This is a genomic window from Stenotrophomonas sp., from assembly GCF_036662295.1.
GTDB lineage: Bacteria > Pseudomonadota > Gammaproteobacteria > Xanthomonadales > Xanthomonadaceae > Stenotrophomonas.
On record NZ_JAVWXA010000122.1, the window covers coordinates 1 to 11,138 of the forward strand.

The 11,138-nt window shown below is 69.1% G+C and carries 10 protein-coding genes; 3 read left to right on the top strand and 7 right to left on the bottom strand.

From position 1 onward, the window contains the following. Nucleotides 1-1,597: prolyl oligopeptidase family serine peptidase (locus tag RSA25_RS17050; protein ID WP_332810031.1), on the bottom strand; the 1,597-nt coding region annotated here is incomplete at its 3' end. A 111-nt stretch (nt 1,598-1,708) separates the two neighbouring features. Here RSA25_RS17050 and RSA25_RS17055 point away from each other — a divergent pair. Next, on the top strand, nt 1,709-2,896 hold the full coding sequence (locus tag RSA25_RS17055; protein ID WP_332810032.1) for a pyridoxal phosphate-dependent aminotransferase: 1,188 nt from the start codon (nt 1,709-1,711) through the stop codon (nt 2,894-2,896). A 293-nt stretch (nt 2,897-3,189) separates the two neighbouring features. Here the strand turns inward: RSA25_RS17055 and RSA25_RS17060 are convergent, their stop codons facing one another. Both RSA25_RS17060 and RSA25_RS17065 read right to left on the bottom strand, forming a co-directional pair. Continuing rightward, on the bottom strand, nt 3,190-5,283 hold the full coding sequence (locus RSA25_RS17060) for a prolyl oligopeptidase family serine peptidase (protein WP_332810033.1): 2,094 nt from the start codon (nt 5,281-5,283) through the stop codon (nt 3,190-3,192). A gap of 34 nt (nt 5,284-5,317) precedes the next feature. Next, nucleotides 5,318-5,620, bottom strand: a complete 303-nt coding sequence (locus tag RSA25_RS17065) for a hypothetical protein (RefSeq protein WP_332810040.1) — start codon at nt 5,618-5,620, stop codon at nt 5,318-5,320. A gap of 226 nt (nt 5,621-5,846) precedes the next feature. On the opposite strand from RSA25_RS17065, the gene RSA25_RS17070 reads away from it, so the two are divergent. Continuing rightward, nucleotides 5,847-6,452 carry a lipocalin family protein gene (locus tag RSA25_RS17070; protein ID WP_332810034.1) on the top strand — a complete coding sequence of 202 codons (606 nt, stop codon included), beginning with the start codon at nt 5,847-5,849 and terminating at the stop codon, nt 6,450-6,452. Between the two features lie 106 nt (nt 6,453-6,558). Here the strand turns inward: RSA25_RS17070 and RSA25_RS17075 are convergent, their stop codons facing one another. The 3 genes from RSA25_RS17075 to RSA25_RS17085 form a co-directional block, all read right to left on the bottom strand. Further along, nucleotides 6,559-7,248 (bottom strand): methionine ABC transporter permease, encoded by a 690-nt coding sequence (locus RSA25_RS17075; RefSeq protein WP_332810035.1) that lies wholly within the window; start codon nt 7,246-7,248, stop codon nt 6,559-6,561. Beyond that, nucleotides 7,245-8,252 (bottom strand): methionine ABC transporter ATP-binding protein, encoded by a 1,008-nt coding sequence (locus tag RSA25_RS17080; RefSeq protein WP_332810036.1) that lies wholly within the window; start codon nt 8,250-8,252, stop codon nt 7,245-7,247. The genes RSA25_RS17075 and RSA25_RS17080 overlap by 4 nt, the downstream gene beginning before the upstream one ends. A gap of 131 nt (nt 8,253-8,383) precedes the next feature. Continuing rightward, the gene (locus RSA25_RS17085) at nt 8,384-9,280 is read right to left on the bottom strand and encodes a DMT family transporter (protein ID WP_332810037.1); all 897 of its coding nucleotides are present in this window, start codon (nt 9,278-9,280) and stop codon (nt 8,384-8,386) included. A 79-nt stretch (nt 9,281-9,359) separates the two neighbouring features. Between RSA25_RS17085 and RSA25_RS17090 the strand changes: the two genes are divergently transcribed. Continuing rightward, complete coding sequence (locus tag RSA25_RS17090) at nt 9,360-9,842, top strand: YajQ family cyclic di-GMP-binding protein (RefSeq protein WP_332810038.1); 483 nt, start codon at nt 9,360-9,362, stop codon at nt 9,840-9,842. 66 nt (nt 9,843-9,908) lie between these two features. On the opposite strand, the gene RSA25_RS17095 is transcribed toward RSA25_RS17090, so the two are convergent. Beyond that, complete coding sequence (locus RSA25_RS17095; protein ID WP_332810039.1) at nt 9,909-11,009, bottom strand: helix-turn-helix domain-containing protein; 1,101 nt, start codon at nt 11,007-11,009, stop codon at nt 9,909-9,911. Nucleotides 11,010-11,138 lie beyond the last annotated feature (129 nt).

Genomic DNA, 11,138 nt, shown 5'->3' on the forward strand with positions numbered 1-11,138 from the left:
CGACGAAATCGTTGAAGGTGTTCTGCTTCTTGAGCAGCTTGCCGTCCTCGTACCAGGCGCGGCCCATCTCCTCGCCGCCGCGGATGTGCGCGATGGCGTAGACCACGCCGCGGTCGAGCAGGCTGACCACGGTCTGGTTGAAGCCGGGGTCCATGGACATGCCGTAGCTGCCGTAGGCGTATTGGTACAGCGCGGCGCTGCCGTCCTTCTTGAAGCCGTTGCGGTAGACCAGCGAGACCGGCACGCGCGCGCCGTCGCGGGCGGTCACCCAGACGCGCTCGGTGGTGTACTGCGACGGGTCGTAGCCCAGCACCGGCTGCTGCTTGAGCTGGCGGCGTTCACCGGTGGCGGTGTTCAGCTCATAGGTGGTGGTGGGGGTGGTCATCGAGTTGTAGGCGTAGCGCAGCCAGGGGCTGTCCGGCTCCGGGTTGGCGGCCAGGCCCATCGAGTAGGCCGGTTCGTCGGCCTTGACGTAGTCCTGGCGGCCATCGGGGTACAGCAGGCGGATGCGCTCCAGGCCATTGGAGCGCTCGGCGATGGCGCTGAAGCCATCGAACAGCTCGACCCCTTCCACCAGCACCGCCTCATCGTGGGCGACCCAGTCGGTCCACTGCGCGCGCGAGGTGGCCGCGGTGGGCGCGGTGACGATCTTGAAGTTTTTCGCGCCGGCATCGTTGGTGCGGATCACCCAGCGGCCGTTGAAGTGGTCGGCGTCGTACTCGACATCGCGCGCACGCGGCGCCAGCAACGTGAACGCCTGCGGGTCGGCAGCCGGGGCATAGCGGGTCTCCGAGCTGACCGTGCTGTGCAGTTCGATGGTGAGGAAGCGGTCGTCGCGGGTGCGGCCCACGCCCATGTAGAAGCTGTCGTCCTTTTCCTCGTAGACCAGCACGTCGGCGCTGGCCGGGGTGCCCAGCACGTGCTTCTTCACCCGCACGGTGAGCAGGGTGTCCGGGTCGTTCTCGACGTAGAACAGGGTGCGGTTGTCATCGGCCCAGACCACGTTGGGCGAGACGTTCTCGATACGGTCCGCCAGCACCTGGCCGGTGCGCAGGTCCTTGAAGCGGATCACGTACTGGCGGCGGCCGACGTCATCCTCGGCCCAGGCCAGCAGGTGGTTGTCCTGGCTGACATCGGCATCGCCCACATCGAAGTAGTTCTTGCCGGCGGCCATCTGGTTGACGTCCAGCAGGATCTCCTCCGGCGCCTCCATGCTGCCCTTGCGGCGCGCCTGGATGGGGTAGTCCTTGCCGGTTTCGAAGCGGGTGTAATACCAGTAGCCGCGATCACGCGCCGGCACGCTGGCATCGTCCTGCTTGATGCGGGCCACGATTTCCTTGTACAGGCTGTCCTCGAGTGGCTTGAGCGGGGCCATCACCTGGTCGGTGTAGGCGTTTTCCGCGTTCAGGTAGGCCAGCATCGCCGGGTTCTCGCGGCTGTCGTCGCGCAGCCAGTAGTACTCGTCGCTGCGGGTGGCCCCGAACGGTGCCTTGACCGTGTGCGGGTGCTTCTCCGCGTCCGGTGGGGTAAGCGCGGGGGTGGCATGCACGTTGGGGGTCATCAGGCTGGCAACCAGTAAACAGAGGGCGGGTTTCACGAGATGCGGCTCCTTCGGGGGGAATGCAATGGCGTCCTTGGTCGGGCCAGTCTGGGCGGGCGTTGCGGCAGCGGCAAGCCTGCCGATCGTCACAGCCCCTATCATCGGGTCATGAGCATCCCGACCCCCACGGCCGGCTACAGCCGCCGCAGCCAGGAAATCGAACCCTTCCACGTGATGTCGCTGCTGGCCCGCGCGCAGGCGCTGGAACAGGCCGGCCACGACGTGATCCACCTGGAGATCGGCGAGCCGGACTTCACCACGGCCGCGCCGATCGTGCAGGCCGGCCAGGCGGCGCTGGCCGCCGGCCACACCCGCTATACCGCCGCACGCGGCCTGCCGGCGCTGCGCGAGGCCATCGCCGGTTTCTATGCCGACCGTTACCAGCTGGCCGTGGACCCGGCGCGCATCCTGATCACCCCGGGCGGGTCGGGCGCGCTGCTGCTGGCCAGCAGCCTGCTGGTGGACCCGGGCAGGCACTGGCTGCTGGCCGACCCGGGCTATCCGTGCAACCGGCACTTCCTGCGCCTGGTGGAAGGCGCCGCGCAGCTGGTGCCGGTGGGGCCGGCCAGCGCCTACCAGCTCACCCCGGCGCTGGTGGAGCAGCATTGGAACGCCGACAGCGTGGGCGCGCTGGTGGCCTCGCCGGCCAACCCGACCGGCACGGTGCTGTCGGCGCCGCAGCTGGGCGCGCTGTCGCAGGCGCTGAAGGCTCGCGGCGGGCACCTGGTGGTGGATGAGATCTACCACGGGCTGACCTACGGGATGGACGCGGCCAGCGTGCTGGCGGTGGACGATGAGGCCTTCGTGCTCAACAGTTTTTCGAAGTATTACGGGATGACCGGCTGGCGGCTGGGTTGGCTGGTGGCGCCACCGCAGGCGATCGGCGACCTGGAGAAGCTGGCGCAGAACCTGTACATCAGCGCGTCGAGCATTGCCCAGCACGCGGCGCTGGCCTGCTTCACGCCGGCGAGCATGGCCATCTTCGAGCAGCGCCGCGCCGCCTTCCGCGAGCGCCGCGACTACCTGCTGCCGGCGTTGCGCGCGCTGGGCTTCCGGATTGAAGTGGAACCGGAAGGGGCGTTCTACCTGTACTGCGACGTGAGCGCGTTCACCGACGACGCGCAGGCGTTCTGCGCGCACTTCCTGGAAACCCAGCACGTGGCGTTTACCCCGGGCCTGGATTTCGGCCACCACCGCGCGAACGCGCACGTGCGGCTGGCCTATACGCAGGAAGTGCCGCGGCTGGAGGAAGCGGTGGCGCGCATCCGGCGTGGGTTGGAGACGTGGGTGCGGTGAGTACGTCGTTGGTCGCGCGGCGGGTAGGAAAGCACCCGCCGCCGCAGTGACCATTGGTCGGTGGTCGTTGGGAACACGGTGGCTGTGGGATGCCGGCCAGCGGCCGGCACTACCGCTTCGGTCCTTTCTCTGCAGACAGGTAAAAAAAACGCCACGCCTTGCGGCGTGGCGCTGAAACTGGGGTGGAGCCAACCTGATGCCCCACCACCCGGAGGCGGACCGAAGATGCCTTCGGCGGTTCCCTGCGGCTACCGGGCCGATGGGGCATCCCAGCAGTCGAGCAACGCTCGACTCTACCGCAACTGCTCCCACAGGAAGCTATAGGACAAGGCCGACATGTGGGCGGCCTGGGCATTGTTCGCCGCGCCACCGTGACCGCCTTCGATGTTTTCGTAGTAGGTCACGTCCTTGCCCGCCGCGATCATCTTGGCCGCCATCTTGCGGGCATGGCCCGGGTGCACGCGGTCATCGCGGGTGGAGGTGGTGAACAGCACCGGCGGATAGGTCTTGGCCGGGTCGAACAGGTGGTACGGGGAGAAGGTCTGGATGTAGGACCAGTCGGCCGTGTCCGGGTTGCCGTATTCGGCCATCCACGATGCACCCGCCAGCAGGTGGCTGTAGCGCTTCATGTCCAGCAGCGGCACCTGCACCACCACCGCCCCGAACAGCTCCGGGTACTGGGTGAGCATGTTGCCGGTCAGCAGGCCGCCGTTGCTGCCGCCCTGCACGCCCAGGTGCCTGGCCGAGGTGATCTTGCGGCTGACCAGGTCACGCGCGACCGCCGCCATGTCCTCATAGGCCTTGTGGCGGTTCTGCTTCAGCGCCGCCTGGTGCCAGCGCGGGCCGTACTCGCCACCGCCGCGGATGTTGGCCACCACGTAGACCCCGCCCTTCTCCAGCCAGGCGCGGCCCATCCCGCCGGAATACGACGGCGTCAGCGAGATCTCGAAACCGCCGTAGCCGTACAGCAGGGTCGGGTTGGACCCGTCCAGCTTCATGTCCTTGGCGTGCACCACGAAGTACGGCACGCGGGTGCCGTCCTTGCTGGTGGCGAAGTGCTGCTCGATCACCTTGCCTTCGGCATTGAAGAAGGCCGGCATGGTCTTGAGCACTTCCGGCTGCTTGCCGATCTCGGCCAGGGCCAGCGTGGTCGGGGTCAGGTAGTCGGTGACGGTCATCCACACCGCGTCGCTGTCGTCGGCGTCCACCGCGCCCACCGCCACGGTGCCGAAGGTCGGCGCGCCGGTGAAGTCGCTCTTCTTCCAGCCGCTCCCGGTGGGGGTCAGCACGACCAGCCGGCTCTTGACGTCGTCCAGCACGTTCAGCACCAGATGGTTCTTCGTCCAGCTGGTGCCGGCCAGGGAGGTGGTGTCGGTCGGGGCGAACAGCACCTCGAGGTCACGCTTGCCGGCGATGAAGTCATCCAGCTTGGTCACCAGCAGCGAACCGGCGGTGTAGGTCTTGCCACCCACGGTCCACGGCTCGCGCAGCTCCAGGGTGAGCCACTGCTTGCGCAGGCCCTTCTCGGCCGAGTTCGGCGCATCGATCCTGGTCAGCGTGCCGTCGTCGGCGCGCAGGTAGAGCTCGTTGTTGTAGAAGGCCAGCGTGCGGCTGACCAGGTTGCGCTCGAAGCCGGGCGTGTCGTCGTGCATGGCCGCGATGTACATGTCATCGGGCTTGCCCTCATAGACCACGCTGGCCGAGGCCATCGACGTGCCACGCTTCCACAGCTTGGCCACGCGCGGGTAGCCGGAGGTGGTCATGCTGCCGTCGCCGAAATCGGTGTAGACGAACACGTTGTCGCGGTCGATCCAGTTCAGGCCACCCTTGGATTCGGGGCGGAAGAAGCCGTCCTTGATCCAGGCCTTGTTGGCCAGGTCGAACTCGCGGGTGACATCGGCATCGGCACCGCCGCGCGAGAGCGCGATCAGGCAGCGCGAATAGTCCGGGCGCAGGCACTCGGCGCCGTGCCAGACCCAGTTCTCGCCTTCGGCCTTGTTCAACGCGTCCAGGTCGAGCACGGTTTCCCAGGTGGGCGAGGCCTTGCGGTACTCGGCCAGCGTGGTGCGCCGCCACAGGCCGCGCTCGTGCTGCTTGTCCTTCCAGAAGTTGTAGTAGTAATCGCCGATCTTCTGCACGCCGGGGATCTTGGCATCGGAATCGAGCACCTCGCGGATGCTGGCCTCCATCTGCTTGAACGCCGGGGTCTGGGCCAGGCGGCCCTCGGACTTGGCGTTCTGCTGCTTGACCCACTCCAGCGAGCGCTCGCCGCCGACATCTTCCAGCCAGGCATACGGATCGGCGGGGGTCTCAGCGGCCATGGCGGTACCCACCGTGGCAGCGGTGATCAGGCCGGCCATCAGGCAGGCCGAAGCGATTTTGGACATTGCAGCTCCAGGCGGTCATAGGCCCCGGACGCTATCACACAGGCTGGCCGGCGCTCCCGTGTCGAAGGTCAGGGCGCGCGGTGCGCAGCGGCACGCGCGTGCGGCGGCGGGCCTGCGGCCCCCGGCGACGACGGCTGCGGCGCGCCAGCAGGGCCTGCGGCAGGCGGAAGCGGTACAGGCTCCACCAGGCCAGGCAGGGCATGCCGACCAGCCACATCGGCCACCAGCCCAGCCATTCGCTGCTGCCGCGCGCGGCCGGCCACACCAGCACCAGGGCCAGCCCGGCCAGCGCGACCTGGCGGACCGCGCGCAGCACCTGCGGATCGGGCGCCGGCAGGCGGCGCGGGGACGGATGTGAAGACCGGGAACGACGCGAAGACGACAAGGGCATGACACGACTCCGTGCGAAAGTGATGCGTCACCTTGCCGTGCCACCATCTCACTGGCTGCGACCTTGGCCAGGCGCCACGACGGCACGCGTGCGGTACAGGTGAACGCCGCCATTGACGTTCTCCGCCGTCCCACCCACCATGCCCGTGCCAGCCCCTGGAGCCTCCTGCCGCATGTCTGTGAACCGCCCGCTTCGCGCTGTCCTGTTGCTGTCGACGCTGTCGCTGCTGTCTGCCTGCGCCTTCCGCCACGAGGCCAAGCCGGACCCGGCACCGGCGGCCGCCAGCGCGCAGGGTGACGCCATCGACCTGCAACGGTTCATGGGCACCTGGTATGTGATCGGCCGGGTTCCCAACCCGATCGAGCGCGGCCACGTGGCCAGCGTCAACACGTTCAGCCTGCGCGGCGACCAGAAGGTGTCCATCACCTACCGTTACCGCAACGGCTTCTCCGAGCCGCAGCAGGAACTGACCGTGCGCGCCTCGGTGGACGCGGACAGCGGCAACCACAACTGGCGCACCTGGTTCTACAAGATCGTGCCCACCCACACCCGCGTGCTGGAAGTGGCGCCGGACTATTCGTGGGCGATGCTGGGCTATCCCGGCCGCGAAATGGCCTGGATCTTCGCGCGCAAGCCGGACATGGACAAGGACCTGTACAAGGAACTGGCCACCCGCCTCCGCGACGAATACGGGGTCAACACCGACAAGCTCAAGCGCGTGCCGCAGCACCCCGAGCAGGTGGACCGGCTGGGCTTTGAAGTGCCGAACGTGCGTTGATCCAGCGCCGCCCAAGTGGCCTGGAAGTCGTATCCGGCCTGCAGGACCAGTCACGACGCCGCATCCCCCGCGAGAGGCGTCCCGACCGACGGGCGGTACCCGCCCGTTACTTCCGGCTGTAGTGCGCCACCAGGCGGTCGCCCAGCATCTGCAGGACCTGCACCAGCACCAGCAACAGCACCACGGTCACCAGGGCCACGTCGGTGTGCGAGCGCTGGTAGCCGTCGCGGAAGGCCAGGTCGCCCAGGCCACCCGAACCGATCGCACCGCCCATGGCGGTGAAGCCGATCAGGGCGATCACGGTGACGGTGGCGCCGGCGATCAGCCCCGGCCGCGCTTCGGGCAGCAGCACCCGGGTGACCAGCTGCCAGGTGGTGGCGCCCATCGACTGGCTGGCCTCGATCACGCCGCGGTCCACCTCGCGCAGCGCGGTCTCCACCAGGCGGGCGTAGAACGGCGCCGCGCCGATCACCAGCGGCACGATCGCCCCGCGCACGCCCAGCGAGGTGCCCATCATCCACAGGGTGATGGGGATCAGCACGATCATCAGGATGATGAAAGGCACCGAGCGCAGCAGGTTCACCAGCAGCGCCAGGCTGCCGTACAGCACCGGCTTGCGATGCAGCTGCGGCGAGCCGGTGAGGAACAGCAGCACGCCCAGCGGCAGGCCGATCAGCAGGGTGAGCGGCAGCGAGCCGCCGAGCATCAACAGGGTGTCCAGCGTGGCCTGGCCGATATCGGCCCACTTGCCCGCATCCAGGTGGCGGAAGAAACCGCCTGCCGTGGCCAGCATCATCGACGCAGCTCCTCAAGGTGGACACCGGCGGCGACGAAGCCGGCCTGGGCGGCGGCCACGTCCCCGCCCACCAGCGACACGGTCAGCTGGCCATAGGGGGTGTCCTTGATCCGGTCGATGCGACCGGACAGGATGTTGTAGTCCACCCCGGTCTCGCGCGCGATGCGCCCGAGCAGGGGTTCGTAGGTGTCCGCGCCGAGGAAGGTCAGGCGCACGATGCGCCCGGCCACGGCCTCGAAATCCTTGTGCAGCTCGCCCTCGTCCACCTGCTCCGATTCGCTGACGAAGCGGCGCGTGGTCGGGTGCTGCGGGTGCAGGAACACCTCGGTGACCGGGCCGGTTTCGACCAGGTGGCCGGCATCGAGCACGGCGACGCGGTCGCAGACCCGGCGGATCACGTCCATCTCATGGGTGATCAGCACGATGGTCAGGCCCAGCTCGCGGTTGATCCGGCCCAGCAGCTTGAGCACCGAGGCGGTGGTCTGCGGGTCCAGTGCGCTGGTGGCCTCGTCGCACAGCAGGATCTGCGGGCGGGTGGCCAGGGCGCGGGCGATGCCGACGCGCTGCTTCTGGCCGCCGGACAGCTGCGCGGGGTACTTGCTGGCGTGCGCCTCCAGGCCGACGGTGTGCAGCAGTTCGTCCACGCGCGCATCGATCTCCGCGCGCGCGATGCCGGCCAGCTCCAGCGGGAAGGCGACGTTGGCCGCCACGGTGCGCGAGGACAGCAGGTTGAAGTGCTGGAAAATCATGCCGATCCGGCGGCGCAGCGCGCGCAGGCCGTCGGCGTCCAGCGCGGTGACATCCTCGCCATTGATCAGCAGGCGCCCGCCGCTGGGTTCTTCCAGCCGGTTGATCAGCCGGATCAGGGTGGACTTGCCCGCGCCGGAGTGGCCGATGATGCCGAACACTTCGCCGGCCTCGATGGTCAGGTCCAGCGGCTGCAGCGCGGTGATCGCGCGGCCACCGACGGCATAGGATTTGTGCAGGCGCTGGAGCTCGATCACTTCGCGGTCAACCGGGGCATCGACGGGAGGGGGCGTGCAGCCTACCAGCGCGGGACGGCCCTGGCCCGCGCGGCAGGTCGGAATGATATTCCGTTTGGTTCTAAGCGGGCGTGATCGGCCCGGCGCGTGGCTCAGGGGTGGTCCAGCGGCGTGGGCGGCTGCACCTGGCGGACCCGCTCGCGGTGCAGCAGGTACAGGCCGGAGGCCACGATGATCGCCGCGCCCAGCCAGGTGGCGCCGTCCGGCAGCGCGCCCCAGAACAGCAGGTCCCAGCCGATCACCCAGACCAGGCCGGTGTACTCCAGCGGCGCGATCATCGAGGCCTCGCCCAGCTGGAAGGCGCGGGTCAAGGCGACCTGGCCGCCTGCCCCGGCCAGGCCCATGCCGGCGATCAGCCAGGCGTGGCTGGGCTGCAACGGCTGCCAGTCGGGAATGGCCAGCAGGCCGGCGCCCAGCGCCAGCAGCACCAGGAACCAGACCACCATCGACTGCGGCGTATCGGTGCGGGTGAGCATGCTCACGGTGATCGCCGCGATGGCATAGGCGGTGGCCGCCAGCAGCACCATCAGCCCGGGAATGGAGATGAACCCGCCGACCCCCGGCCGCAGCACCACCAGCACCCCGACCAGGCCGATGCCGATGGCGATCCAGCGGCGCGGGCCGACATGCTCGCCCAGCAGCGGCACCGACAGCGCGGCGATCAGCAGCGGGGCCACGAAGTAGATGGTGTAGGCGGTGGACAGCGGCAGGCTGCGCAGGGCGTAGACGAAGCAGCCGATCATCGCCATGCCCATCACCCCGCGCAGCAGGTGCAGGCCCCAGCGCCGGGGCACCAGCGAGCGCGGCCCGGCGGTGGCCAGCACCCAGACCAGCACGAACGGCAGCGAGGCCGCCCCGCGCAGGAAGGTCACCTGCAGGGTCGGGTAACTGGCCGAAAGCTGCTTCATGCCCGCGTCCATCAGCGAGAAACAGGCGACCGCCATCAGCATCCAGGCGACGGCACGGGTGGGGGACTTGAGCGTGTTCATTGCCCATTATCGCCGCCTGGGCCGGGCCGTCCATGCCGGGTAGGTAGAATGGCGGCATTCAACCGCTGGAGATTTCCCCATGCCTTCCTTTGACGTCGTCTCCGAAGTCAACACCCACGAGCTGACCAACGCGGTCGACCAGGCCAATCGCGAACTGAGCACCCGCTTCGATTTCAAGGGCGTGGAGGCCAAATTCGTGCTGGAAGACAGCGTGATCAGCCAGTCCGCGCCGAGCGATTTCCAGCTGCAGCAGATGACCGACATCCTGCGCGCCCGCCTGATCGCGCGCGGCATCGACGTGCGCTGCCTGGAGTTTGGCGACATCGAGACCAACCTGGCCGGGGCGCGCCAGAAGATCACCGTCAAGCAGGGCATCGAGCAGAAGGTGGCCAAGCAGATCGCGGCCAAGCTCAAGGAAGGCAAGCTCAAGGTCGACAGCCAGATCAATGGCGACAAGCTGCGCGTGAACGGCAAGAAGCGCGATGACCTGCAGGACGCGATCGCGCTGCTGAAGAAGGAAACCTTCGAGGTGCCGCTGCAGTTCGACAACTTCCGCGACTGATACAGGCCTGGCCGGCAACCCGCCACGCACATGCGCTGCCGGCCGCTGGCCGGCAACCGCGCCGCGCTACCCGCGCAGGTGCCGGTACAACGTGGTCCGCGATATGCCCAGCTGCCGCGCCGCGGCGGCGATGTTGCCGTGGTGCGCGGCCACCGCCTCGCGCACGCCCTGCGCGTTGAGCGCACGCAACGTCGGCGCACCGCCCGGGCTGGCCGCCCCCGCCAGGCGCACACCCGCGCGCGCGGCCAACGGCCCGCGCAGGTACTGCACATACACCGCGGTGTCTTCGCCGATACGCACCCGATGCGCAGGCCCGGCCTGCAGCAGGCGCCGTCGCTGGTGCACGCTGGCCCCCGCAAACAGACCCTGCAGTGACAGCAGTGGCAATGGGCCGCGCCGGGGCAGCCCGAGCAACCGGCGCGCCACCCGGTTGGCCGCCCGCACGCGACCGTCCTCCTCGATCGCCAGCAGGCCCTGCAGCGGTGACTGCAGCCAGCGGGCATCGTGCTGCACGGCCAGCAGGTGGCAGGGCCGGTGGTCGAGCATCAGCCGGTTTTCGGTGGACAACGCGGCCTGGCGGAAATACCCGTGCAGCAGTTCGGCATCGCGCTCGCCGGTGCCGGTGATGTCCAGCGCCCCCAGCAGCTCCCCGTCCAGGCCGTGCAGCGGCACGCTCAGGCAGAACACGGCGGCGAAGCGGTCCAGGTAGTGCTCGTTGCCGCGCACCAGTGCCGGGGTGTCGTCGGCCAGGCTGCAGGCCGGGGCGGTGGTGCCGATGTCGCGCTCGCGCAGGCGCCGGCCGACCTGGATCGGGCGCAGCACCGGCACATCGGCCAGGCCGTGCTCGCGCTGGGCCACGACCATGCCCTCGGCGTTGACGCAGAACAGGGTCCACTGGCGCCCGCCGAACGCGGCCCAGAGCGTGTCCAGGTCCTCGCGCACGCCGCGCGCCAGACGGCGGTCGGCCGGGTCATCCAGGCGCGGGGCGGCAGCGTCGAGCGCGGCGTAGTGCGGTTCCTGCCGGGGCTGCACGCCGGCCTGCCGCGAGCGTTCCCACGAGCGCTGCACCGATGGCGCCAGCAGCGCCTCGGCCAGCGCCCCGCCGTCGGCGAAGCGCTGGCGTGCCGCCGCCAGTACCCGTTGCTGCTCCCGCTGCATGCCGCCCATGGGTGATTCTCCAAACCGGACCTGGAGCGTACACCCGCGATGCCGGCCGGCAACGCCGTCGCAGGCCGAGCGGCCTGCGACCGCTCGTTTCATTAACCCCGGGTCAGGCTCCGCGTGAGCGGGTTGCCA

Coding starts and splice junctions, on each gene's coding strand:
- RSA25_RS17055 (WP_332810032.1), top strand. CDS start 1,709: ATGAGCATCCCGACCCCCACGGCCGGCTACAGCCGCCGCAGCCAGGAA.
- RSA25_RS17060 (WP_332810033.1), bottom strand. CDS start 5,283: ATGTCCAAAATCGCTTCGGCCTGCCTGATGGCCGGCCTGATCACCGCT.
- RSA25_RS17070 (WP_332810034.1), top strand. CDS start 5,847: ATGTCTGTGAACCGCCCGCTTCGCGCTGTCCTGTTGCTGTCGACGCTG.
- RSA25_RS17075 (WP_332810035.1), bottom strand. CDS start 7,248: ATGATGCTGGCCACGGCAGGCGGTTTCTTCCGCCACCTGGATGCGGGC.
- RSA25_RS17085 (WP_332810037.1), bottom strand. CDS start 9,280: ATGAACACGCTCAAGTCCCCCACCCGTGCCGTCGCCTGGATGCTGATG.
- RSA25_RS17090 (WP_332810038.1), top strand. CDS start 9,360: ATGCCTTCCTTTGACGTCGTCTCCGAAGTCAACACCCACGAGCTGACC.
- RSA25_RS17095 (WP_332810039.1), bottom strand. CDS start 11,009: ATGGGCGGCATGCAGCGGGAGCAGCAACGGGTACTGGCGGCGGCACGC.